General features: G+C 74.3%; 19 protein-coding genes. 9 read left to right on the top strand and 10 right to left on the bottom strand.

All coding sequences use genetic code 11. The features are described 5' to 3' along the window. Positions 1-128 precede the first annotated feature (128 nt). Both ACWDD9_RS22290 and ACWDD9_RS22285 read right to left on the bottom strand, forming a co-directional pair. The gene (locus tag ACWDD9_RS22290; protein ID WP_449812458.1) at positions 129-1424 is read right to left on the bottom strand and encodes a hypothetical protein; all 1296 of its coding nucleotides are present in this window, start codon (positions 1422-1424) and stop codon (positions 129-131) included. Between the two features lie 66 nt (positions 1425-1490). Then, on the bottom strand, positions 1491-2849 hold the full coding sequence (locus ACWDD9_RS22285) for a hypothetical protein (RefSeq protein WP_449812457.1): 1359 nt from the start codon (positions 2847-2849) through the stop codon (positions 1491-1493). Positions 2850-3001: 152 nt separating this feature from the next. Between ACWDD9_RS22285 and ACWDD9_RS22280 the strand changes: the two genes are divergently transcribed. Then, positions 3002-3193 carry a hypothetical protein gene (locus ACWDD9_RS22280; protein ID WP_049652898.1) on the top strand — a complete coding sequence of 64 codons (192 nt, stop codon included), beginning with the start codon at positions 3002-3004 and terminating at the stop codon, positions 3191-3193. A gap of 40 nt (positions 3194-3233) precedes the next feature. On the opposite strand, the gene ACWDD9_RS22275 is transcribed toward ACWDD9_RS22280, so the two are convergent. From ACWDD9_RS22275 to ACWDD9_RS22265, 3 genes are all read right to left on the bottom strand, one after another. Continuing rightward, positions 3234-3866, bottom strand: coding sequence for a peptidase inhibitor family I36 protein (locus tag ACWDD9_RS22275; RefSeq protein WP_079272205.1), 633 nt, complete (start codon positions 3864-3866; stop codon positions 3234-3236). Between the two features lie 154 nt (positions 3867-4020). Further along, entirely contained in the window at positions 4021-4869 is an 849-nt protein-coding gene (locus ACWDD9_RS22270; protein WP_449812456.1) for a DUF4389 domain-containing protein, read from the bottom strand. Between the two features lie 147 nt (positions 4870-5016). Next, positions 5017-5259, bottom strand: coding sequence for a hypothetical protein (locus tag ACWDD9_RS22265; RefSeq protein WP_159028478.1), 243 nt, complete (start codon positions 5257-5259; stop codon positions 5017-5019). Positions 5260-5288: 29 nt separating this feature from the next. On the opposite strand from ACWDD9_RS22265, the gene ACWDD9_RS22260 reads away from it, so the two are divergent. Beyond that, a complete protein-coding gene (locus ACWDD9_RS22260) occupies positions 5289-5687 on the top strand; it encodes a hypothetical protein (RefSeq protein WP_449812455.1) in 399 nt (132 codons plus the stop codon). 76 nt (positions 5688-5763) lie between these two features. On the opposite strand, the gene ACWDD9_RS22255 is transcribed toward ACWDD9_RS22260, so the two are convergent. After that, the gene (locus ACWDD9_RS22255; RefSeq protein ID WP_449812454.1) at positions 5764-6246 is read right to left on the bottom strand and encodes a DUF6882 domain-containing protein; all 483 of its coding nucleotides are present in this window, start codon (positions 6244-6246) and stop codon (positions 5764-5766) included. A 267-nt stretch (positions 6247-6513) separates the two neighbouring features. On the opposite strand from ACWDD9_RS22255, the gene ACWDD9_RS22250 reads away from it, so the two are divergent. Further along, positions 6514-7869 carry a M14 family metallopeptidase gene (locus ACWDD9_RS22250; protein WP_449812453.1) on the top strand — a complete coding sequence of 452 codons (1356 nt, stop codon included), beginning with the start codon at positions 6514-6516 and terminating at the stop codon, positions 7867-7869. 156 nt (positions 7870-8025) lie between these two features. Here ACWDD9_RS22250 and ACWDD9_RS22245 read toward each other — a convergent pair whose 3' ends face one another. Beyond that, positions 8026-8877, bottom strand: a complete 852-nt coding sequence (locus tag ACWDD9_RS22245; protein WP_449812452.1) for an alpha/beta fold hydrolase — start codon at positions 8875-8877, stop codon at positions 8026-8028. Positions 8878-9245: 368 nt separating this feature from the next. On the opposite strand from ACWDD9_RS22245, the gene ACWDD9_RS22240 reads away from it, so the two are divergent. Both ACWDD9_RS22240 and ACWDD9_RS22235 read left to right on the top strand, forming a co-directional pair. After that, positions 9246-13079: an AAA domain-containing protein gene (locus tag ACWDD9_RS22240; RefSeq protein WP_449812451.1), complete on the top strand. Its 3834-nt coding sequence runs from the start codon at positions 9246-9248 to the stop codon at positions 13077-13079. Between the two features lie 193 nt (positions 13080-13272). Continuing rightward, complete coding sequence (locus ACWDD9_RS22235) at positions 13273-13764, top strand: hypothetical protein (RefSeq protein ID WP_234348626.1); 492 nt, start codon at positions 13273-13275, stop codon at positions 13762-13764. A 173-nt stretch (positions 13765-13937) separates the two neighbouring features. Here the strand turns inward: ACWDD9_RS22235 and ACWDD9_RS22230 are convergent, their stop codons facing one another. After that, on the bottom strand, positions 13938-14810 hold the full coding sequence (locus ACWDD9_RS22230) for a glycosyltransferase family 2 protein (RefSeq protein WP_449812450.1): 873 nt from the start codon (positions 14808-14810) through the stop codon (positions 13938-13940). A 340-nt stretch (positions 14811-15150) separates the two neighbouring features. Here ACWDD9_RS22230 and ACWDD9_RS22225 point away from each other — a divergent pair, with 340 nt between their 5' ends. From ACWDD9_RS22225 to ACWDD9_RS22215, 3 genes are all read left to right on the top strand, one after another. Next, a complete protein-coding gene (locus ACWDD9_RS22225) occupies positions 15151-15894 on the top strand; it encodes a ScbR family autoregulator-binding transcription factor (protein WP_063780342.1) in 744 nt (247 codons plus the stop codon). Positions 15895-16208: 314 nt separating this feature from the next. After that, on the top strand, positions 16209-17120 hold the full coding sequence (locus tag ACWDD9_RS22220) for an AfsR/SARP family transcriptional regulator (RefSeq protein ID WP_449812449.1): 912 nt from the start codon (positions 16209-16211) through the stop codon (positions 17118-17120). 155 nt (positions 17121-17275) lie between these two features. Beyond that, positions 17276-17995, top strand: coding sequence for a ScbR family autoregulator-binding transcription factor (locus ACWDD9_RS22215; protein ID WP_117486142.1), 720 nt, complete (start codon positions 17276-17278; stop codon positions 17993-17995). 119 nt (positions 17996-18114) lie between these two features. Here ACWDD9_RS22215 and ACWDD9_RS22210 read toward each other — a convergent pair whose 3' ends face one another. Beyond that, positions 18115-21474: a DUF7507 domain-containing protein gene (locus ACWDD9_RS22210; protein WP_449812448.1), complete on the bottom strand. Its 3360-nt coding sequence runs from the start codon at positions 21472-21474 to the stop codon at positions 18115-18117. A 357-nt stretch (positions 21475-21831) separates the two neighbouring features. On the opposite strand from ACWDD9_RS22210, the gene ACWDD9_RS22205 reads away from it, so the two are divergent. Further along, positions 21832-22623: a putative protein N(5)-glutamine methyltransferase gene (locus ACWDD9_RS22205; RefSeq protein WP_449812447.1), complete on the top strand. Its 792-nt coding sequence runs from the start codon at positions 21832-21834 to the stop codon at positions 22621-22623. 96 nt (positions 22624-22719) lie between these two features. Here ACWDD9_RS22205 and ACWDD9_RS22200 read toward each other — a convergent pair whose 3' ends face one another. Beyond that, complete coding sequence (locus ACWDD9_RS22200) at positions 22720-23148, bottom strand: PPOX class F420-dependent oxidoreductase (protein WP_049652970.1); 429 nt, start codon at positions 23146-23148, stop codon at positions 22720-22722. Between the last annotated feature and the right edge of the window lie 37 nt (positions 23149-23185).

Raw genomic sequence — 23185 nt, 5'->3', positions numbered from 1 at the left:
CCGCCTGACAGCCGCACGACCGACCGTCAGGACAGGCCGTGCGGCGGCCGGGGCCGCCGCACGGGACGCGGCCCCGGTACGGCCGGTGCTGCGGCACGGCCTGTCCGGCGGCGCGGCCCGCTCCGGGGTCAGTCGATGTAGCCGGCCGTGCGGTAGCCGCCGCGGGCGGTGCGGTCCACCTCGTCGGCGCCCCAGGTGTGCGGCACGGTCAGCTTCCAGCGGGCGCGCAGGACGGCGTGCTCCTCGCGGTTCCTGGTCACGTACCACTGCCCCATGCGGCACCAGGCCAGCGGCTCGTCGGCCTCCGTGGCCACCGCCCGCACCAGCTGCGCCGCGTGCCGGGCCACCTCGCCCTCCAGAGCCTCCAGGTACTGGTTCATCCGGTAGGTGGCCTGGTCGCCGTGCTGGAACATGGCGTACTCGGAGCCGCCCGCCATGTGCAGCCGGCCGTGCTCCATGGCCACCTTGCCGCTGCGCACCACCTCGCCCTCCTGGGCCGTCCCGGCGATCCCGGCGTTGAGCCGGTCCAGCAGCTTGGCCTTCTCGGGGGTGGCCTCCGGGATCTGGCCGCCGCCCGTGCCGCCCTGCGCGGAGTAGACCTCGTGCAGGTCGTAGTCCCCGGTGTAGAGGTAGCGCTTCCAGTGCGGATCGGCCTTCAGCTGGGTCAGCGCCGGGCCGCCGTCCTGGGTCCGCAGGTCGATCGGCACGTACTGCTCGTCCCCGGGGCCGGTCTGCACGATGCCCAGGTCCAGGACGGACCGGGGCGGGCGGTCGATCCGGATGCCGGCCAGGCCCTGGTCGTTCCAGTGGCCGACGAAGCCGCTCAGGTCCTGTGCCTGCAGCCAGCGCAGCACCGTCGCCGGGTCGCCCTCGGCCTGCCCGGGCCCGGTGCCGTACTTCTTGCGGACGGAGGAGGGCTTGATGGACTTCTCCAGGATGGTGTGCGGCTTGGGCTTGGCGCCCTCCGCGATGCGCCGGATCGAGTGCTCCCCGGTCTCCCGCACGGCGATGGTGTACTTGTGCTTCCGGCACACCTCGGAGATGGCGGCCCAGTGGTCTTCCCACACGATGGTCCGCAGGTCGGCCGCCCGTCCGCCGGAGGCGGCCTGTCCGTCGGGCGTGGCGGCCTCGCAGATCCTCAGCACGTTGTTCTGGTCCAGCTGCACCCGGGGCCGGCGCGGGGCGGCCTGGTCGCCCGGTGCGCGCTGGAGTCCCACGGCCGCCCGGCGGTCGTTCCGGCCGGTGCCGTCCCGCTGCTCCGCGATCATGCGCGCCGTCGCCGCGTTGCCGACGGTGCGCTGCAGGGCCGCGGCGCCCCGTGCGGGCGCGTCCCCTTCGGAGCGTGCTCCGGTGCCGGGGCGCCGGGCCGGGCCCGCGTCGCGATGAGGCGGCCCGGCCTTCTGCGGCTGTTCCCTCGAGTGCATGCTGCGACCTCCTCGGTCCCCTCCGTCCCTTTATACAAGGGGAGTTCGCCGATGCCGGAGGAAAGCTCAGACGGTGCCCTCCCGGTCCGCCGCCCCGGGCCCGGAGGGCCAACCGGTCGTGCACTCCAGGACCCGGCCGTCGGCCGTGCCGACGAGCAGGCGGCCGGCCCCGGCGGCGGTGAGCGCGGTCGGGACGACGGGGACACCGGCGACGGTCAGCCGGTGGCGCCGGCGGAGGGCGCCGGTGCGGAGGTCGAGGGCCAGGAGCTCGCCGTCGCGGTAGGCGACGTGGGCGGTGTCCGGGTCGGTGTCGAGGTCGAGGGCGACGTGGTCGGTCCGGAACACCCAGCGCGGCGTGCCGTCGGTGCCCGAGCGGCGGACGACGAAGGAGCCGCCGGGCTGCAGCCCGTGGCCGCTGTAGACGGTGCCGGCGTACACCAGGTCGCCGTCGGCGGTCTCCACGCCCGGGCCGGGGAAGTGCGTCTCCCCGGGCTCCCAGGAGAACGGGAACAGGGGTTGGAGGTCCGCCCCGTCGGGGGAGCGCACCGAGAGCACGTACGGCTCCGTCTCCCGACGGCCCGGCGGCGGGGCCTGGTTGACGTAGTCCCGGCTCCTGCGCCGGATCCGCAGGCGGTCGTGCACGTCGAGGTACGGGACGGTGCGGTGCCGGAGCAGCAGGCCGTCGGGGAGCGTGGTGCCCCCGGGCTGCTCCGGGGCGTCGTCCTGGTCGCCCTCCTCGTCGTCCTCCTCGCGGGCGAGGGTGGCCAGGACCGCGCCGTCCGGTCGTTCCTCGACGGCGAGGACGTGCCGCCGGGGCTCCCAGTCCGGGCTCAGGGCGGAGAGCGCCCGGTGGGCCTCCTCGCGTCCGTCGGCCCGCGGGGCCGGGACCCGCGGGCCGGCCAGGTCGTCGAACGTGAGCGAACGGGGCGCGGCGGTGCGCCAGTCGGGCCGCCGTACGACGGCGACGTGGCCCTCGACGTGCGCCTTCCGGTCCTTCCAGTCGTCGGGCGGTGACATCAGCACGCGCAGGGCCTGGTCGTCGAGCCAGGTCAGTCCGAGGACCCTGCGGCCGAAGTCGTGCTCGATGAGCGAGGTGGTCGTGCCCGTCTCCCAGTCGAGCAGGAGCAGCTCGCCCTCGAAGAAGTAGCCGCCGTCGTACGCGCCGGTGCCGACGGCGAGAAGGGGCGCGGTGGGGTGGAAGGCCAGCGCGTGCACCGGGAAACGCGTCCGGAGCACGGCCCGGCAGTCGAGGTCCCCCGTTCCGTACACCCCCACCGTCGCGGTCCGGGCGAACGCGCGCTCGCCCGCGACGGCGAGCAGGCCGCGCGCCTCGTCGGGCACGGCGAGGACGGGGCGGCCGACCTCGGCGAACGGGCGGTCGCCGAAGACCCGGAGGACGCGGACGGGGTGGAGCGGGGAGGTCATGCGGAGATTCTCCCAGTCGGCGGCGACGGTCCGCGGACGGGTCCCGCCGAGCGGGGCGGCGGCCGCCGCAGCGTCAACGCCGATTGACGCCTACCGTGCCCAGCGGGCCGTGTTTGCAAGGAAGTTGGACGCTCCGCCCCTACCCTTGGGCCATGAAACAGCACATCGTCACGCTGGTCCTCGCGGGCCTCCTGCTCGGCATCGTCGCGTTCGGTGCCGGCTGGTTCGCGGCGGACTCCCGGCAGACCGCTCCGGCGCCGACCTACATCACGGTCACGCCGGAGCCGGTCGCCACCGGCGCGGTCTCGCCCCCGGCCTCGGCTGCCTCGGCCGGTAGCCGGTAGCCGGTAGCGGGCGGCCGGTGTCCGGAGGCGGGGGCGGCCGTTACTGCCGGACCGCCCAGAACCGGTCGGCCATGTTGTCGTACGCGACCGACGCGGACAGTGACTCCGCCGGCTCCTTCCAGAGCATCTGCCACTGGCCGTCGCCCGGGTCGTTGTCCACGATCACCTCCAGACCGCGTGCCGTGTTCACCCAGCTGCTCGCCTGGTCGCGGAAGCCGTAGTCGGTGAAGTACACGGCGGCGTCCTCGTGGAAGAGGTTGAACTGGAGCCGGCGGCCGCCCCAGTTCCGGTCGGAGTAGAAGCAGTAGTAGGACGGCTCGCTGACCGGGGTGGGGCAGTGCTTCCAGTCCGGGCTCCGGACGGTGCGGCGGCGGTGGTCGCCGCTCCACGGCGGCGCCTGCGCCTGCCCGGGCAACGGGAGCACCAGCACCGCTCCGTCCGGGAAGGTGATCTCGTTGGCGGCGGTCTGCCGACCGCCCTTGCCCGCGGCGAGCTGGGCGTCCACCGCCTGCTGCAGCACGTCGCGGTCGCCGTCGCTCAGGGAGGTGATGATGGCTCTCTGGTCCCCGGCCTGGCTGGGCGCGGCGGCGGCCTGCGCCCCGAGGGGAGCGACCAGGAGCACGAGGGCTCCGGCGGTACGGACGAGGAGTCGGCGGACTCGAGAGTGCGTCATATGCCAAACGTAGCCGCGCACATACCGTCGGTAACCTTGCTTTCTCGATCAGACGGCGCGTACGCGGCAGCGGTGCGCCGGTGCGTACGCGCCCCCGGATCGGGCGTACCCGCTACCCGCTACCCGTCACCCGCTACCTGCTACCTGCTACCCGCTACGCCTCGCCGAGCGGCCCCCGGGGAGCACGGTCGGCGGGACCCGGCACGAGGGGCGCGGTGACGCGCTGGGTCGGGGCGGTGCTGTCGTTGTCGTCGCTGTCGTCGTCGTCCGAGGTCACCGAGGCGGTGATCGATCCCGTCAGCGAGGAGGCCAGCCCGAGGAGCAGGAAGAGGACGAGCAGGCCGCGCGCGGCACCGCCCAGGACCAGCGGGCGGGTGGCCGAGACCGGGCCCGCCGGCTCGCTGCCCGGCTCGTCGCCGAACAGGCGCTTGGGGTAGGCGGACGAGATCATCGTCAGATAGGCGGTGTAGCGCACCCGGTAGCGCAGGATCGCGGCCGTCGCCTCGTACAGCGGCCGCGGCATCCGGCCGAGGACCAGCACCACCAGCCAGAGGACGAACGACACCGTCCACCACCCCGCGTACACCAGGCCCTGCACGATCGAGGCCGGGATGACCAGGATGATTCGGAACAGCACGGCCAGCCGGTTCAGCTCGCCCGGCCGCAGCTCGACCTGCACCGGGTACTCGGGCACCTCGAACCGGAACGGCGGATAGCGGTCCACGGTGAGCATCAGGTACGCGGTGACGCGGGTGTCGTACGGGACGAACACGGTGAGGTAGTCCGCCACGAAGTCGGGCAGCCGGCCGAGCACCAGCGCGCCGAACCAGCTGACGACGGTGACGAAGAACGCCACCACCGACAGCACCCACACCACCACGAACTGGGGGATCAGCAGCAGCGCGCGCAGCAGCACCGTCCAGCGGTTCTGCGGGGCGGGCGCCGGCATGTCCAGCACCGGGAGCCACTCACGGCTGACGGGGGCGGGAGGAGCCTGCCACATCCGGGCCTCCACGGTCTCGGGACGACGGGACCCGGCCGTCGGGCGGCGACCGGGTGCCCTCCGAAGATCGCAGCCCCCCGCCCGCGGCGCGCGCCACGCTGCGCCGGACGGGGCAGCCGCAGGAGTGGCGGGATGCTCCAGCGGCTGTCAGGCGAGCTTCGCGCAGAGCGGTTCGGCGGAGCCGTGCCCGAGGGTCAGCGTCTTGTAGCCGGTGGAGCTGATGTCGATGGTGTAGACGCCGTCGACGAGATAGAGGTCGCGGGGCAGGTTGCCGCCGTTCGGGCCGCCGCCGCCCGAAGCCTCCCGCTGGGCGATCCGTGTCCCAGGCCTGTCCTCGGCCTCCGGGTGGGCGACCCCCTTGCGAGGCGCCGGTCGGGGCCATGGCAGCATGGGCCGCATGACGACAAACCGAAAGGTCCATGCCGCGTAACCGGCCAGGACGGATCCGGGCCGGCCTCCCGCGCCGGCACCGTGAGCAGAGCACCAAGACCACCATCGACGGGCTGTCCCCGCGAGTGCTGTCCGAGATCGCCCGCCTCGAGTGCACCCGCAACTACCTGGAGCCGGGCACGGTCGGCTGGGCCGTGCGCATGTGGAAGGAACACGTTCACCGGTCCGCGCGCGAGCTGTGGCACCACTACGAGCACGGCGACGTGCACGAGTACTGCTGCGGCAATCCCCTCCAGGCCCGTGCCGTCCTCGACACCGTGCTTCAGGGCATGTCCCCTCGTGGCGCCCGCGAGCTCCGGAGGGTCATCACCCACCTCGACGGTCAGCTCGACCGCCTCTCGCTCCCGCCGCCACCGATGGGGCCATAGAGCACCAGCTGGGCTCGGCGTTTGACGTCTGACCGGCCAGGGGCGGGGGCCCTGGCCGGTCGGGCGTCTGTCGCTGTCATCCAGCGGTGGGTGCCAGGTCGTGGACCAGGAAGTGGAGTTGCACCTCGTCCATGGACTCCGCCCACAGGCCGTCGGCATCGAGCACGGCTGCCGCGACGACCCGGGCCTCGGCGACGAGTTCGGGGTGGTAGTCGAAGCCCGGCCACGGCAGGACGGGGTGGTCGTTCTCCTCGCCGAACCGCCGGACCCGCTCGATATCGCCGAGGACCGCGGGCGGGAGCGACTCGTTCGCCCATGACCACAGCCAGGACCGCTGGGCGAGGCTGACGCTGCCGATCATCGTGAGTCGGCCGGTGAGGAACACCTTCCCGGCGCGCGACCAGGTGATCCGTGCGTCGTCCATCGACCAGTCGTACTGCACGTCACCCGACAGTCCGAAGCGTTCGACCATGAGGGCCTGCCGAGTGCGGGCACGTTCGCGGGCCGCGAGCACGACCTCCTCCCAGCCGGAGTGGTCATGCTTCGAGCGGTCGTTCACTTTGTCTCCTCGCACAGAACTGTCGGCACGATCCTCCCATCCGGGCTGGTGGCCCAGGGGCGCGGGCCCCGACCTGCCCGTCCTGGCCGTTCGGCGCCGCCCCGGTGGTGACCGCGGACGGCCTTCTGGTTCGCCCGTGCCGGCCGTCGCCGGATCGCGGGCTTTCCGATGTCTTGACGAACCCATGACACTGGCGGACCATCAAGCTGGCGCGCGCCGAACCTCCTCCACCGTTCCGCCCCCACGGACCCCCACAGGAGGACAGTCATGCGACTGCCCCGCCGAGGGAAGCCCGCCGCGGCCACCGCCGTCCTGCTGGCCCTCGCCCTCGCCACCCCGCTCACCGCCAGTGCCGCCGACACCGGCACCCCCGCCCCGTTCACCGTCGGTGCCGCCGACAACGACGGCGCGCGGCAGTACCGGCTCGACGGCCCCCGCACCGTCGCCGAGCGCACCGCCGTCGCCGCCACCGGTGCCTCCGTCGACGCCGTCCTGCCCGACGCGGTGGTGGTCACCGCCACCCCCGCCGAGGCCGCCCGGCTGCGGACGCTCGGCTGGTCGCCCGTCGCGCTGCCCGGCCCCCGGTACGGCGACGGAGGCGGCGCGGGCCTGGCCGGGCCGGTGTACGACTTCCCGCCGGCCGACTCCGGCTACCACAACTACGCCGAGGCCACCGCCGACATCGACGCGGTCGTCGCCGCGCACCCGGACATCATGAGCAAGCGCGTCATCGGCACCTCCTACGAGGGCCGCCCGATCGTCGCGGTGAAGATCAGCGACAACGTCGGCACCGACGAGGACGAGCCCGAGGTGCTGTTCACCGCCCACCAGCACGCCCGCGAGCACCTCACCGTCGAGATGGCGCTCTACCTGCTGCACGAGTTCGGCGACAAGTACGCCACCGACAGCCGCATCGCCAACGCCGTCAACAGCCGCGAGATCTGGGTGATCCCCGACCTCAACCCGGACGGCGGCGAGTACGACATCGCCACCGGCCGCTACCGCAGCTGGCGCAAGGACCGCCAGCCGAACTCCGGCAGCAACAGCGTCGGCACCGACCTCAACCGCAACTGGAACTACAAGTGGGGCTGCTGCGGCGGCTCCTCCGGCTCCACCTCCAACGAGACCTACCGGGGCAGCGCCCCGGAGTCCGCCAAGGAGACCAAGGTGGTCGCCGACTTCGTCCGCAGCCGGGTCGTCGGCGGCAAGCAGCAGATCACCGCCGCCATCGACTTCCACACCTACAGCGAACTGGTGCTCTGGCCGTTCGGCTGGACCACCGCCGAGACCGTCCCCGGCATGACCGCCGACGAGTACAACACCTTCGCCGCCATCGGCCGCGACATGGCCGGCACCAACGGCTACACGCCCGAGCAGTCCAGCGAGCTCTACATCACCGACGGCGCGATCGACGACTGGCTGTGGGGCGCCCAGCGGGTCTTCGCCTACACCTTCGAGATGTACCCCGGCCCGAACGGCAGCAGCGGCTTCTACCCGCCCGACGAGGTCATCGGCCGCGAGACCGCCCGCAACCGCGAAGCGGTCCTGCGCCTGGTGGAGACGGCCGACTGCGTCTACCGCGCGATCGGCAAGCAGCAGCAGTACTGCGGCATCTCCGCCTGAGCACCCGCGCTCGGCACGCGCACTCCGCGTGCCACCGCCCGGCGCCGGCTGCGGCACCACCCCGCAGCCGGCGCCGGGCCGGCCATCTCCGTGAGGGAGCGCACCGGTTGACCGATGAACCGGTAGCTGCGTGCCGGCTCCCCTCGCGGAACAGGCTCAGCCCCAGAACTCCCGCAGGGCGGCGTTGACGGCGGCGGGCTCCTGGGTGTGCGGGTAGTAGCCGGGCACCCGCAGGAGGCGGCCGTCGAGGGAGTCCGTGAGGGACTCGGCCACGGCCATGAGGGGGAGCCCCACGTGTTCGCGGTACGCGGCCGGCGCGTGCTCCCAGGTTCCGCAGATCACCAGGACCGGCAGGGCGGCGCGCCGGATCGGCTCCAGCGGGATCCGCGCCTCCCAGACGGGCCGTTCCCCCATGGAGGTGGCGACGGCACGGAGCCGGCGCGGCGTGGGCTCGGGCATGGCCATCCCCAGCCCCTCGGTGGACGCCCGCAGGTACTGCTCCGGCGTGACGTCGTCCGGGATGCCCGGGGCGCCGTCGCGCACCCGGTCGAGGAGTTCGGCGACGACCGGGTGGTGCGCGGCGGCGGTGAAGGCGGAGGGCTGGATGAGGGCGAGGGAGCGGACGAGGTCGGGTCGGCGCGCGGCGGCGATGAGCGCGGCGACGGCGCCGTTGCCGTGCCCCACGAGGTGGGCGCCGCCGAACCCCGCGGCGGAGGCCCCGTCGCCGAGAAGCCCCTCGATGTCCTGGGCGTCGACGTCGAAGTCGCTGCGCGCGGTGTCCGGGCTGTCGCCGTAGCCCCGGCGGTCCATCAGGAGGAGCCGCCGGCTGTCCGCGAGGGGCCGCTGCCCGGCGAACCCGTACGCGGGGTCGCTGCCCCAGGTGAAGATGTTGTGGACGAAGAGGGCGGGGACGGCCGTCGGGGCCGCCGGGGCCTCCGAAGCTGTCGGGGCGCGGCCTCCGCCGAGCCGGTCGCGGTCATCCCAGACGGTCACGTGCACGGCTGCCATGGGGCATCCTCCCGAAGCCGAGGAACGTCAACTCCCGTGAGCCTAGACCTCGATCCACTGCCGACGCCCGTGCCGGAGTGCCACGGGGCATCCTGCCGTGCGGCGTGGGGAGGCGTGCGCGTGCGCTGGGACTCGGCCTACCCGCCCGGTGTCCGGTAGATTCTGCGCCCGGTTGATCGGCACACGAAGTGGCCGGGTGCCGTGGGTTCGACGCAGGGGGGCGACGGGTGCGGAGCGGGGACGGGCGTGTGGGGGGTCTGCTGGAGTGCTGGCGGGCCGTTGAGTTGTTCAGTCCGCCGCCGATTCCGGAGGTGCCGCGGAAGCGTCGGTCTGGCCGTCCTCGGGCGTCGGACGCGGTCGTCGTCGATGTGACGCCGGCGGCCGGGCAGGCGGCGGTGCTGTTGCCGTGGGCGCCGGAGCACCCGGAGACGGCGGCGCGGCGGGCGCCGCGGGGGATGGTGTGGCGGCACGAGGTGTACGGCGGGGTGTACGACCTGGAGCTGCTGCGCCAGGCGATGATCGCCGTGCTGCCGGAGGGGACCGACCCGGACCCGGGGGTGCCGGACGAGGAGTTGGTGCTGTCGGGGCGGAGCGCGATGTTCGCGCTGGTCCTGGACGAGCACGGGCGTCCGGTCGAGGACACCTCGGTGGTCTCCGCGTGCGGCTGGGCGGCGGGTCGGCTGTTCGACCCGGGGCCGTCGGTGGCCGGGTGGCTGGACGGGTTCGAGGAGCTGGGGGAGGCGTTCGAGGTCGCGGTGGGGCGGCTGACCGCCACGCCGATTCCGTACGCGCCGGGGCCCTCGCCGCTCCCGAACCCGGTGACCGTGGGGGAGGAGGCCGTCCGCGGCTGGCGGCAGCTGATCGCGGAGATCCTGGGCGGCGCGGCGGTGGCGGCGGTCGGTGCGCTGTTCGGCGAGGTCGCCGGGGCGGCGGTGCGCGGGGCGACGGAACCGCTGGTGCGGCGTGTCGCCGACTGGTCGGCGGCCCGCCGTCCGGACGAGGAGAGCGCGGCGGGGGAGCCCGCGCCCGTGCCGCCGGAGCCGCCCGCTGACGAAGTGGCGCGGGACACCGGCCCGCGCCCGGTCGGGCTCGCCGACCTGGTCGCCCTGACCGCCCAGATCGCCCACCTCTGCGGCGTCGAGGAGCACCTGGACCCGCGGGTGATCCGGGTCCGCAGCCGGCTGGTCCACCGCCCGCGCGACCCGAAGGCCAAGCCCGCCGCCGCGCAGCCGTTCCTGAACAGCCTGCTGCCGCCGGACCTGGCCCGGGTCCGCGCCGCGCTCGGCGGCGGCCTCGGCCCGGCGCTGGAGGCCTACCTGACCGGCCGCCGGGACATCCCGGTCGGCGCCCGCACCGATCTGCGCGAGGACCGGCTCACCGTCCTCGACGGCGTCCACCCGGCCCTCGTCCCCGCCGGGCGCTGGCCCGCCAAGGCGCGGTACCCGCTCGCGCTGAGCCAGCAGTTCGCGGTCGACCGCATGCTCGCCGACCGCACCGCCGCGGACGCCGACGCCGGCGGCCTGTTCTCCGTCAACGGCCCGCCCGGCACCGGCAAGACCACCATGCTGCGCGACCTCGTCGCCGCCCTCGTGGTCGAACGCGCCGCCGTGATGGCCGGCTACCGGCGGCCCGAGGAGGCGCTCGTCGGCCGCCCCTGGCGGGGCAAGGACCGCCAGGGCGTCCACGCGCGCTTCGTCTCCGCCCTCGACCCGCGGCTCACCGGCCGCGAGATCGTGGTGACCTCCTCGAACAACGGCGCCGTGGAGAACATCACCGCCGAACTGCCCGGCGCCGACGCCCTGGACGAGCACTGGCACGGCGGCCCCGACCACTTCTCCGACCTCGCCTCCGCCCTGCTCGGCGGCGCGCCCGCCTGGGGGCTGGTCGCCGCGGTGCTCGGCAACAAGTCCAACCGGACGAGGTTCACCGAGCGCTTCTGGTGGGGCCGGCTGCCCGAGGACGAGACCGACGCCCGCGACGCCGCCGGGCTCCCGCCGCTGCGCGGCATGAACGCCGTCCTCGGCGACTGGGTCCCGCCCAGCGTGCCCAGACCGGCCCGCACCCCGAGCGACCGCCGCGCCGCCCCGGGCACCGGTACGGCCGAGGCCACGACCGCACCCACCGCCACACCCACCGTCCCCGCCACACCCGCCGCCTCCGCCCAGCCCGTCCCCTCCTGGCCCGAGGCCGTCGCCGCCTTCAAGGCCGCCCAGGCCGAGGTCGAGCGCCTGCGCGCCGAACGCGTCCGCCTCGCCGCCGCCCTGGCGGAGACGGCCTCGGGCGAGGCCCAGCACCGCCTCGACGCCCTGCGCGCCGCCATCGCCCGCACCGACGACCGCGCGGCGGCCGCCGAGGCCCGCCAGGCCGCCGCCGGCACGGCCGTCGAGGCGGCCCGCACCGCCACCCACGCTGCCGAGGCCGCCCACCGGGCCGCGGTCGAGCGCGTCCCCCGGGCCCGCGAGGCCCTCGCCGGCGCCCGGGCCGCGCTGGCCGCCGCCCGCGAACACGCCGACGGGCACCGCCGGCAGGTCGACGTGCTGACGGCCCTGCACGACGAGCCGCCCGGCGCCCAGCCGGGCCTGCGCGCCGGGCTGCGCCGACTGCTCCGGAGCGGCGCCGAACGCGAGGCCGCCGAGCAGCACCGCGAACAGAGCCGGGGCGAACTCCTCGCCCAACTCGTCCAGCAGCGCACCGTGTTGGAGGCCGCCCACGCCCACATCGCCCGCTGCGCCCAGGCCGAGGACGCCGCGGCCGGCCTGGACGCCCGCTCCACCTCGGCCGTCACCGAAGCCGAAGCGGCCGCCGGCCGCGCCCGCGCCCAGGAGGCCGCCGCCCGAGCCGCGGAGTCCACGGCCCGTACGGACGCCGAGCGGGCCCGGCAGGAGGCGTGGGCCGCCCGGCGCGAACTGGAGGGCGCCACCGCCGAACTCGACGCCGCCCACCGGGCCCTGCGCGCGGCCGCCGCCGACCTCCCGTCCCTGCCCCTCGACTGGCCGCGGCTCCCCGACCACGAGCAGGAACTCGGCGCCCCCTGGGCCGACGAGGCCTGGAGCACCGCCCGCAGCGACCTGTTCCTGCGCGCCCTCGACCTGCACCGCGCCCTCGTCGCCAACACCGCGAAGCGGATCCGCGGCAACCTCCAGGTCCTGGTGGAGCTCATGGCCGGCAACAGCGGGCCCGTCCCCGAGGAGCAGGTCCTGCACGCCTGGCAGACCCTCTTCCTCCTCGTCCCCGTCGTCTCCACCACCTTCTCCTCCATCGGCAGCATGTTCGCCCGCCTCGGCCAGGGCTCCATCGGCTGGATCCTCGTCGACGAGGCCGGCCAGGCCACCCCGCAGGCCGCCGTCGGCGCCCTCTGGCGGGCCCGCCGCGCCGTCCTCGTCGGCGACCCGCTCCAGCTCGAACCCGTCGTCACCATGCCGACCGCCCTGCAGCGCCGACTCCTGCTCGCGTACGGGGTCGACGAGGAATGGCTGCCCTCGGCGACCTCCGCCCAGGCCGTCGCCGACCGCGTCAACCGCTACGGCACCTACCTGCCCGCGCCCACCGGCGCGGAGGAGGACACCGTCTGGGTCGGCTCACCGCTGCGCGTCCACCGCCGCTGCGAGGAGCCCATGTTCACCGTCAGCAACGAGGTCGCGTACGGCGGCCTCATGGTCCACGGCACCCACCCCCAGCCCTTCCCCGACCCCGACCACGACGGCCTCCTCCCCAGCCGCTGGCTCGATACCCCCGACCCCGACCGCCCCGCCGACGCCCCCTGGGGCGAGCGCGACCGCCGCGCCCTCACCTTCCTCCTGGGCCGCCTCGACCACCACGGCGTCACCGTGGAACGCCTGCGGATCATCGCCCCCTTCCGCGCCCTCGTCGCCGAAGCCCGCGAAACCTGCCGCACGCTCCCCGGCTGGACGGCCGAACTGCTCGACGAGCGCTGCGCCACCGTCCACAAGGCCCAGGGCAAGGAGGCCGACGTCGTGATCCTGCTCCTCGGCGCCGGCCGCCCCGGCGCCCGCAACTGGGCCGCCGGCACCCCACACCTCCTGAACGTCGCCGCCAGCCGCGCCAAACGCCGCCTCTACGTCATCGGCGACCGCGCCCTGTGGGCCCCGCTGCTCCACTTCGACGTCCTGGCCGCCGAAGTCCCCGCCTACGACCACGTCCACGACCGCGCCACCTGGCCCCTCGACGGCCCCGCCGGCTGAGCGTGCGGGCACGGGGCGTTCTGATGGTGTTGGCACGAGAAGTCGGCCGGTCCGACTTCTCAGGTGTGGTCAGGTCCGGGCTGAGGCCCCGCGTACGGTGAGCGGCGGTCCGATGATGGGAGCGTGGAGAGTGCTTGACGCCAGGACGGTCGTCGCGGAGTGCGACCGGATTCAGTGGAGTCTGGATCCGCTCGTGGGTGTAGGCCCGCTGCGGTTCGGCATGGTGTACGAGGACGTGGTGGAGGCGCTCGACGGCTTCCTGGAGCCCCCCGCGGGGAGCGCGAGTCACTACGGCCAGGTGCTGAGCGACGACTTCTTCCTCCCGCACTCCTCGAACAATTCGGTCCTCACGGTCTACTACGACGCCGAACGCCTGGTCTGCATAGTCGTCAACGCGCTACGCGGTCCGCAGATCACACTGGACGCACTGTCGCTGGTCGGCCGCGTGCCGTCCGAACTCGAAGCAGACTTCGTCGAGTACACGGCCACCCGCGGCTACGACCTGCGATACGGCCAGTACGGGGATCCGGGCTCGGAGGCGCTGGGAGTCGTCCTTCGCGCCCAGCGCGCCGGAGACGTCGTACTGAGCCGGCCGGTGCTGGTCGCCCAGTCCTGGGCAGAACGCTGTTGTGATGTCTCTGAGGGTCGCATCCCCGAGGCGGAATGGCGCGATCGGCACTGGTAGCCGAGCGGCCGGACGGTGGCAGGCGAAGCCTCCTGCCAGGCCGTCAAAGCCGGCGGTTGAGGCTGTGGCGACCGGGTGTCGTGAGGGTGTTGCACGAGAAGTCGGCCGGTTCGACTTCTCACGTGTCCTCACCGGCGCCCAGGTGCGGCCGGGGTGGCCCCCGCGCCCGGGTGTCAGAACACCGGGGGACGCCCCAGTCGGGTCATCCGCCAGACCGTGGCCCAGCGCATCGGGCGGCGGGGTGGGCACGGGGTGCGGACGCCCTCCAGGAAGCCGGAGTACCAGGCGCGCAGTCCGGCCGCGGGCGGGCGGCGGGGGAGGGTGTAGACCGACCGGGAGGCGAGGTACGGCGGGACCAGGACGGCGGGCAGTCGGCGTTTGGCCGGCCAGACGCGGTTGCGGGCCGTCAGCCGGTAGTAGGCGGCGTGCCGGGCGGGCTCGGTCGGGGGGTGCTGGAGCAGGAGGTCGGCCCGGTAGCGGATCGACCAGCCGGCGTCGAGGACGCGCCAGGCGAAGTCCGTCTCCTCGTGGGCGTAGAAGAACCGCGAGGGGAAGCCGCCGACCCGGTCGATGGCGCTCATCCGGATCGCGTGGCCGCCGCCCAGGAAGGTGGTCACCTCGCCGGAGCGCAGGGCGCCGGAGGAGCCCGGGCGCGGGACGTGGCGGCGCTGGGTGTGCCCCGTCCCGTCGGCGACCCGGAAGCCGACGACGCCGAGGAACTGCTCCCGCTCGAAGGCCTCCCGGACGAGCCGGAAGGTGTCGGTGCGGGGGAGCAGGCCGTCGTCGTCCAGGTTCACCACCACGTCCACGCCGCCGAGTTCGCGCAGTCGCCGGGCGCCGAGGTTGCGGCCGCCGGGGATGCCGAGGTTCTCCGGCAGTTCCACCGCGTCGACCCAGTCCGGGAGCGGCGGCAGCCGCACGCCCTGCCCGATCACCACGACCCGGGCGGCCTCGCCCTCCTGGGCGGCCACCGAGTCGAGGAGCGCGCCCAGCTCCCGGGGCCGGTCGCCCATCGTCAGTACCACCACGCCCAGCCTGAGGCCCATCCGCACCCGCTTCCGTCGAGGAATCCCGCAGATCCGGTGCAACGACCGGCCCGGCTCGGAGGTCACGTACGGATGGGAGCGAATGTTGGTACGGAGGCGAACGCCTGGAAGAAACCGTTCGTTCGGTTTTTCGGGCGCGGGAGGCGGTGCGCCGGAGGCCGATCCACCGGGGCGGCCGAGGCGTGCGGTCACCCACGGGGCGGTGGGGCCTGACGGGGTGTGGGGAGGGGGAGTGGTTGGCGGGATTCCTCGGCATCGTCTTGTCGGTCGTGGGTGGGGCGAAGCTAAGATACGGGGTGTTTGGTTTTGTTTTCCGGGAGCTCAGGGCGGGGTGGTTTCGGTGGTACGGCAGGAACGGGCGCTCCGGACACGTCGGCTGATCCTGGAGGCGGCGGCCTCGGTCTTCGACGAGTTCGGGTACGAGGGCGCGACCATCGGCGAGGTGGTCTCCCGGGCCGGTGTGACGCGCGGTGCGGTGTATTTCCATTTCGCCTCGAAGCGCGATCTGGCGCAGGGCGTGGTGGAGGAGCAGTTCGTCCAGGACGGAGTTCCCGAACGGAGCTGCAAGCTCCAGGAGTTCGTGGACACCGGGATGGTGGTGGCGTACCTGATGCCGCGCGACCCGCTGCTCAGCGCGGGTGCCCGGCTGTCGCTCGGGCAGGACCTCTTCGACGATCTGGGCGGCGGTGCCATCCCCGGCTGGATCAGCCGGTTCGAGGCGCTGCTGGTCGCGGCCGGCGAGCGCGGCGAGCTGCTCCCGCACGTCGTGCCGGCGGACACCGCGTGGCTGCTCGTCGCCGCGTGGACGGGGGTGCAGATCCAGTCCCAGAAGCTCTGCGGCCGGGCCGACCTGGAGCTGCGGGTGTCCGCGCTGTACCAGCACCTGATGCCGAGCATCGCGGTGCCGGGCGTGCTCGGCTCGCTGCAGATGGGGCCGAACCGCGGTGCCCAGGTGGTGGCCGAGGCGGCGGCGGCCCGTGCGGCGGCGGAGGGCGACTCGGAGGGCGGAGACCTCGACGGCGGTCCGGATGGTGCGGGCGGCGCCGTGCGCGCCGAGGTGCAGACGGAGGTCGGGGTGGGCTGACGGCGGCTCACCGCCCGACCCACCTGCGGGAATCCGGGTGGGCGAGGGCGGCGGGGGCGGGCGAATCGGCGGCGACGGGACCACGGGGGTCCGGCGCCGCCTTTGTTTTGCCCGGGCTCGGTCACGCGGCGCGGCGGTGGCACTGCCGAGGGTGGCGGGCCGCAACGTCCGCGCAAAACAAACAGCACGTTCGGTTTTGTATTGACAAACCGCGCGTCCTGTTTTTCACTGGTAGCAGTTGACCCAGGGTGTCGACCCGGGTGCCGGCCGTGGCCGTGGAGGCTGCGGCGTTCCGTGTGATTGGGGTGGTCATCGTGGAAATTCGGGTGCTCGGGGCGCTGGACGTCCGGGTGTGCGGGATATCGGTGGTGCCGTCGGCGCCGAAGCCGCGGCAGGTGCTGGGACTGCTGGCGCTGCGGGCGGACCAGGTGGTGTCGGCCGGGGTGCTGGCCGACGAGCTGTGGTCCGGCCGTCCGCCGCGCAGTGCGCGCACCACCGTGCAGACGTACGTGCTCCAGCTGCGCGACCTCATCGACCGGGCGCTCGCGACGGCCGGTACGGCGCGGGGGGTGTCCTGCGCCAAGGATGTCCTGGTGACCTCGCCGGGCGGCTACATGCTCAACAGCGGCGGCGGACTGACGGACCTCCGGGAGTTCGAGCGCCTGGCCGGCACCGGCTACCGGGCGATGGACGGCGAGGACTACCCGGGGGCGGCCCGGCTGCTCGGCGAGGCGCTCGCGCTGTGGCGCGGGCCGGCCTTCGCGGACGTCCCGGTCGGCGGCCAACTCGCCGTCGAGGCCCGGCGGTTGGAGGAGACCCGGCTCTGCGCGCTGGACCAGCGGATCGAGGCCGACCTGCGCCTCGGCCGGCACCGGGTGCTGCTCGCCGAACTCACCGTCCTGGTCGACCGCTACCGCACCCACGAGAGCCTGCACGGCCAGTACATGGTCGCGCTGCACCGCTCCGGCCGCCGGGGCGAGGCGTTGGAGGCCTACCAGCGCCTGCGGAACACCCTGGTAAGGGAGTTGGGCATGGAGCCCTCGGTCGGACTGCGGCGGCTCCAGCGCTCCATCCTGCTCGCCGGTCCCGAGCGTGTGTCCGAGCGCGGGCCGGAGCGCGGGCCGGAGCGCGGGCCGGAGCGTGCGGCGGAGCGCGAGCCCGCCGGTGTGGCCGTCGGTGCGGCCGCCGGGCCGGAGGCGGCGGCCCGGTTCAGCCGGGCCGGCTGAACCGGGCGGTTGTCCGGGTCGTGGGCCGGGTCGTCCCGGTCGGTGTCGCATCGGCGACACCGGCCGCGGACGGCCGTCGGAGGCCGCGGCGTCCGTCGTGGGGCGGCCGCGGTCTGGTCGGAACCTGCTTGTCGTTGTGAGGGGTTGTGGGACGGGTGGTCCAGGAGAGGTCGGAACGGACGCGCGGGCGGCTGGTGGAGGCGGGGGCGGCACTGTTCGACCGCCGCGGCTACGCCGGTGCCACCCTCGGCGAGATCGCCGCGGCCGCCGGGGTGACGAAGGGGGCGCTGTACTTCCACTTCGCCTCCAAGGAGGAGCTGGCCAGAGCGGTGTCCGCGCAGGCCGAACGCTCGCTGCGGTCGGCCTGCGCGGAGCTGCGCGCCGCGTCGTCCCCGCTCCAGGGGCTGATCGACGCGGGCTACTGGCTGGTCGAGGCCCTCGGGACGGACCCGGTGATCCGGGCGGCCTTCCGCCTGGGCCGTGAGGACGGCGGCTGGCAGGTTGCGCCGACCACGGCTGCGCCCGCCACGGTTGCGCCCGTACCCGCGACTGCCAGGCCCGCCGCGGCCGACCCCGGGCAGCAGGCCTTCGCCGACATCCGCGGCTTCCACAGCGTCTGGGCCGGCGTCGTCCGCGACCTGCTGGCCGGCGCCCGCCGCGCGGGCGAGCTGCGCGACCGCTCGGGCGGCCTCGGCCCGGAGACCCTGGTGGTGGCCGCAGCCTGCGGCCTGGAGGTGGTGTTCGCCGACGGCTGCCCCGCCGGGGAGCGCGCCCGCCGGGTCGGCGCCCTCTGGGACTGGCTGCTGCCCTGCCTGGTGCCCCCGGGCCGGGGCGGCGGCTACCGCACCAGGCCGCCGGCCCCGCAGCCCGCCTGAACCCGGTCCGACCAGGGTGGCAGCCCCGGTCCGGACACGGAACCGCCCTCGGTGCCCGCAGGCACCGAGGGCGGTCCGTCGACCGGTGGACGGCGGGGATCAGGCGGTGATCGGGGCTGCTACGCCACGAACCGACCGGCGGCCGCGCGCCGCCGGGCCCGGTAGAACAGCGCCCCACCGAGGGTCACCAGCCCGCCCCCGGCCAGGCCGACGACGGCGACCGGCGCCCCGGCTGAGGGCAGCTCGCCGCCGGGGCCGCCCTTCTGCGGCGGAATCGGATGGTGGCCCGGACGGCTCGGGCAGCCCTTGCCCCCGCCGCCCTTGTGGTCGTGCCCCTTCGGCGGGCAGGGCGCGACGGAGATGCAGAGCTCGACCGGCGGGCTCTGCACGGTCTGCCCCTGCGGGTCGCGGGCGGAGGCCTGGGCGGTGTTGGTGACGCTGCCCGCCTGCGCGTCCGCCTCCGTCACCGTGTACGTGCCGTGGCAGGTGGTGCTCTGCCCCGGGTCGAGGGTGGTCTGCTCGCAGGTCACCTGCCGGACGCGGTCGTCGCCGACGGTGAGGCCGGTCAGCGTGGTGCTCCCGGTGCTGGTGACGGTGTACGTGTAGGTGACGGTGTCGCCCGGGTACACCGTCCCGGCGGCGTCGGACCGCTTGGTGACGGCCAGCGAGGAGGTGGCGGTACCGACCGTCACCGTGGCCTGGACCGGCGCGCTCTGTACGGGCCGGCCCTGGGGGTCGGTGCCGTCGGCGTGGGCGGTGTTGGTGACGTGTCCGGCCTGGGCGTCGGCCGCCGTGACGGTGTAGGTGCCGTGGCAGGTGGTGCTCTGGCCGGAGGTGAGGGTCGTCTGGTCGCAGGTCACGGACGACACGTGGTCGTCGCTGACGGTGATGCTGTTGATCACCGTCATCCCGGAGTTGGTCACCGTGTAGGTGTAGTGCACCGTGTCACCGACCTGGAACGGGCCCGCGCTGTCGGCCTGCTTGGCGATGGTGAGCGCGGACACCGGGGTGACGACGTCGACGGTGGCCTCGACGGGCGGGCTCTGCACGGGCTGGCCCTGGGGGTCGGTGCCGTCGGCGTGGGCGGTGTTGGTGACGTGCCCGGCCTGGGCGTCGGCCGCCGTCACGGTGTACGTCCCGTGGCAGGTGGCCGTCCGGCCGGGCTCCAGGGTCGTCCGGTCGCAGCTCACGGACGAGATGTGGTCGTCGGCCACGGTCAGGTCGTCGATCACCGTCATCCCGGAGTTGGTCACCGTGTAGGTGTACGCGACGGTGTCGCCGACGTGGAACGGCCCGGCGCTGTCGGCCCGCTTCGTCAGGTCGAGCTTCGGGACGCCCGCCACCGGCAGCGTCACCTGGGCGATCGGGCTCTGCACCAGCTCGCCCAGCGGCCCGGTGCTGTCCGCCTGGGCCGTGTTGGTGACGTGGCCGAGCTGCTCGTCGGCGGCGGTCACCGTGTAGGTGCCGTGGCAGGTGGCGGCCTGCCCCGCGAGCAGGGTGGTGTGGTCGCAGGCCACGTTCTGGACGTGGTCGTCGGCCACGCTCACGTCGGTCAGCGTGGTCGTGCCGGTGTTGGTCACCGTGTAGGTGTAGGTGACGGTGTCCCCGGCGTGGACCGGACCGGGGGTGCCGGCCTGCTTCGTCAGGGAGATCGAGGACGGGCCGATCACCGTGACGGTGGCCTGGGCCTCCGCGGTGACCGGCCGGCCGTCCGAGGTCCCGTTGGCCGTGGCGTGGTTGAGCACCTTCCCGTCCTGGGCGTCGGCCGCCGTCACGACGTAGCTGCCGTGGCAGACCGTGCTGTCCCCGGGGCTGCCGGCCGGTGCCAGGACGGTGGAGTCGCAGGTGATCCCGGTGGCCTTGTCGTCCGTCACCGAGAGCGCGGTCACCGGGCTGCCGCCGGTGTTGGTGACCACGTAGCTGTACGGCACGGTGTCGCCGACGTGGAAGGGCTCGGGCGCGTCGACGTGCTTGGTCAGCGTGATGCCCGGCGGCGCCACCACCGGCAGGGTGACCGTGTCGGGCGGCGAGGTGACCGGGCCGACGTCGGTGGTTCCGGTGGCCTGGGCGGTGTTGGTCACGTGGCCCTGGGCGGCGTCCGCGGCGGTGACCAGGTACGTCGCCGTACACGTCACCGTCTCACCGGGCGCCAGGGTGCTCACCGGGCAGGTGACCGGCCCGACCTTCGGGTCGTTGACGGCCAGGTTGGCGATCGGCACGTTCCCCGAGTTGGTGACCACGAAGTCGTACGGGATCGGGGTGCCCACCGTCAGCAGCCCGGGCAGCGGCTCGTGCGGCTGCTTGACCAGGTTCAGCTCGGGCAGCGGCTGGTCGGTGTAGATCACCACGTTGCGGATCAGGTGGACGTCGGTGAACAGGCCGGTGGAGCCGGCGAAGCCGAACTTGTAGGTCGAGGGCACCGGTTCCGGTACCGGGGTGTGGAGCACCTGGTGCGAGCCGGTGCCGTCGTTGAAGTCGACGGAGACCGTCAGCACCGGGGAGGGCGCCGGCGTCAGGTGCACGTTCACCCGGCGGCGCGAGGGCTCCAGCAAGGTCTGGGCCTCAGCTGGGGTCACCCCGGCCGGCAGCGTGGTGAGCGGGCCCTGGAGCTTGCCGGGCAGGGTGGAGGGCCACGGGCCGTTGGTGGTGAAGTTGCCGGTCGTCGCGGTGAGGAAGCAGTAGCCGGTGGTGCCGTCGCCGGGGCCGCGGACGGTGACCATGTTGGCGCCGGGCGCGGGCACGCGGAAGGACGTACCGGCGGGGGACCGCTGGGAGCAGCCGTTGCCGCGCTGCTCCCAGTCGCCGAAGTAGTTGCCGAGCACGTCGAGCCCGACGCCGAGGTAGCCGCGGTCGACGCCGGGCAGGAAGCCGAGGTTCGGGTTGTCGTCGGGCAGCTTCTGGGCGTAGCCGAGGCTGCCGCCGAACGCGCCGGGGTGGGTGAGCGAGACGTCCCCGTTCACCAGGAAGAACGAGATGCCGTCGGCCGGGGTGTTCGGCGTGGTGCTGCCGTACTGCCACTGGTCGAAGGTCACGTCCAGGCCGTTGCCGGCGGGCAGGGCCTGGTCGAAGAGCACCGCGCCGCTCTGGTCGTTGCCGGCGTCGGTGATCCGCAGGTAGCCGAGCGGCGCGGAGTCCAGCGGCGGCACCGGGCCGGTCTCGGCGGCGGGGCAGCCGCCGAGCGGGTGGTCGCCCGGCCCGGGCTGGGCGGGGGCCGCGCCGGTGAGGCAGGCGGAGCCGACGGCGATGAAGCGCGAGTCGGCGGTGGCACCGGTGAAGGCCTCCTGGAGCAGGGGGGTGCCGGTGGCCCGGACCCGCTCCGGCAGCGGCGCGGCGGGGTGGTGCGCGGGCGTGACGGCCTGGGCGAGTGGGGCGAGCGGGGCGGCGAGGCCTGCGCCGAGCAAACCCAGCGTGGCCGCGGCGCTGATGAAGCGGGCCGTTCGGGCGCGAAGCCGTGACGCTCCGCGGGATTGTCTCGTCATAGCGTCACTATGGGTGGCCGTCACGATCAGCTACAAGCTGTGTACTGTCAGTGGAGCTATCGAATAGCTCGGATGAACGAGCGTGAGGCACGGCGCGCGCCAAGGCGGGTTCGGCGGGGCCGGTGGACATTGTTCGACCGTTCCCGACTGACGGTGCGGTAGGGTGGCCGACGCCGAGTATGACCGCGACTCAGGGAGGTGAGCCCCATTTACGGAATGTCCGAGCGGGTGCTCCCGGAGCGCGGCCGCGTGGGCGCCTCGCGCGCATAGCGCGAACGGCGCGCCGACGCGGTGTCGGCCCCCGCGGGAGCCCTGACGGAGTCGTCAGCTCTCCCGTCTTCCCCCAAGGGGTTTCTCTTGTCGGTCTTCTCCTCCGCCTCCCTCCGTTCCTCGGTGGTCTCCCGGCTTCGCGCCGCCGGGTGCGTGTTCGCCGAGGACGAGGCGCGGATCCTGCTCTCCGCCGCCGCCTCGCCCGCCGACCTGGCCGCCATGGTCCGCCTCCGCGCCGACGGACGGCCGCTCGAACACGTCGTCGGCTGGGCCGAGTTCGCCGGTCTGCGGATCACCGTCGACCCGGGCGTCTTCGTCCCGCGCCGCCGCAGCGAGTTCCTGGCCGCCGCCGCCACCGCGCTGACCGCCCCGGGCGCGGTGGTGCTCGACCTGTGCTGCGGCAGCGGCGCGCTGGGCGCCGCCGTGGTGGCCGCGGCCGCGCACCCGGTCGAGCTGTACGCGGCGGACATCGACCCGGGCGCGGTCCGCTGCGCCCGCCGCAACCTGGCCGGCGTCGCGGCGCGGGTCTTCGAGGGCGACCTGTTCGCCGCCGTCCCCGTGGAACTGCGCGGCCGGGTGGACGTGCTGATCGCCAACGTCCCGTACGTCCCGACCGGTGACCTCGGCCTGCTGCCGCCCGAGGCGCGGCTGCACGAGGCACGGCCGGCGCTGGACGGCGGGGCGGACGGGCTGGACGTGCTGCGGCGGGTGGCCGCCGAGGCGCCGCGGTGGCTGGCGCCCGGCGGGTCGCTGCTGTTCGAGACGAGCGAGCGGCAGGTGGCGGCGGCCCTCGCGGTGACCGGGGCGGCCGGGCTGGCGGCCGTGGAGAGCCGGCGGGAGGACCTGGACGCCACCGTGGTCACGGCGACGCTGCGCTGACCGGCGGCGTCGGCCCGCTGCGCTGAACGGCCCGGCTCCGGAAGGGGTTTGCGGCCCGGCCACCGTTCCCCCGTGACGGTGGCCGGGCGGGGCCGGTCAGATGCGGGTGCCGTACACGTGGTCGACCGGGATGGTGAGGAGCACCCGGCGGTCGGCGACCATGGTCTCGCGGTACTCCGTCCAGTCCGGGTGCTCGCCGGCGGCGCGGCGGTAGTAATCCACCAGGGCCTCCACCTCCGGCCCCTCGGGGTCGGTACCCGGCCCGGTCAGGGTGGCCACGCCCTCGGCGGTGGTCCAGGAGCGGCCGTCCGGCCCGGTCACCTCCAGGCTGACGCGCGGGTCCCGGCGCAGGTTGGCGGTCTTGGCCAGCCCGTCCCGGGTGGAGACCAGGATGGCGTTCGCCTCCCGGTCGTAGAACGGCATGACGGGGGAGAGCTGCGGCCGGCCGTCCGCCTTGATGGTGGCGAGGATGCCGAGACGGCTCTGCGCGAGCAGCTCGTACGGGTCGAAAGGAGTGGCGGTCATGGGAGCATCATCGGCCTTCACACCGGTGTGAGGGCAA

The sequence above is a fragment of the Kitasatospora sp. NPDC001119 genome, assembly GCF_053598475.1.
The sequence above is the reverse complement of the archived record's forward strand: the minus strand, read 5'-3'. Positions and strand labels throughout refer to the sequence as shown.

What these genes read in the sequence shown, in the direction of transcription:
- ACWDD9_RS22290 (WP_449812458.1), bottom strand. Translation starts at nt 1,424, where the DNA reads ATGCACTCGAGGGAACAGCCGCAGAAGGCCGGGCCGCCTCATCGCGAC.
- ACWDD9_RS22285 (WP_449812457.1), bottom strand. Translation starts at nt 2,849, where the DNA reads ATGACCTCCCCGCTCCACCCCGTCCGCGTCCTCCGGGTCTTCGGCGAC.
- ACWDD9_RS22280 (WP_049652898.1), top strand. Translation starts at nt 3,002, where the DNA reads ATGAAACAGCACATCGTCACGCTGGTCCTCGCGGGCCTCCTGCTCGGC.
- ACWDD9_RS22275 (WP_079272205.1), bottom strand. Translation starts at nt 3,866, where the DNA reads ATGACGCACTCTCGAGTCCGCCGACTCCTCGTCCGTACCGCCGGAGCC.
- ACWDD9_RS22270 (WP_449812456.1), bottom strand. Translation starts at nt 4,869, where the DNA reads ATGTGGCAGGCTCCTCCCGCCCCCGTCAGCCGTGAGTGGCTCCCGGTG.
- ACWDD9_RS22265 (WP_159028478.1), bottom strand. Translation starts at nt 5,259, where the DNA reads ATGCTGCCATGGCCCCGACCGGCGCCTCGCAAGGGGGTCGCCCACCCG.
- ACWDD9_RS22260 (WP_449812455.1), top strand. Translation starts at nt 5,289, where the DNA reads ATGCCGCGTAACCGGCCAGGACGGATCCGGGCCGGCCTCCCGCGCCGG.
- ACWDD9_RS22250 (WP_449812453.1), top strand. Translation starts at nt 6,514, where the DNA reads ATGCGACTGCCCCGCCGAGGGAAGCCCGCCGCGGCCACCGCCGTCCTG.
- ACWDD9_RS22245 (WP_449812452.1), bottom strand. Translation starts at nt 8,877, where the DNA reads ATGGCAGCCGTGCACGTGACCGTCTGGGATGACCGCGACCGGCTCGGC.
- ACWDD9_RS22230 (WP_449812450.1), bottom strand. Translation starts at nt 14,810, where the DNA reads ATGGGCCTCAGGCTGGGCGTGGTGGTACTGACGATGGGCGACCGGCCC.
- ACWDD9_RS22210 (WP_449812448.1), bottom strand. Translation starts at nt 21,474, where the DNA reads ATGACGAGACAATCCCGCGGAGCGTCACGGCTTCGCGCCCGAACGGCC.
- ACWDD9_RS22200 (WP_049652970.1), bottom strand. Translation starts at nt 23,148, where the DNA reads ATGACCGCCACTCCTTTCGACCCGTACGAGCTGCTCGCGCAGAGCCGT.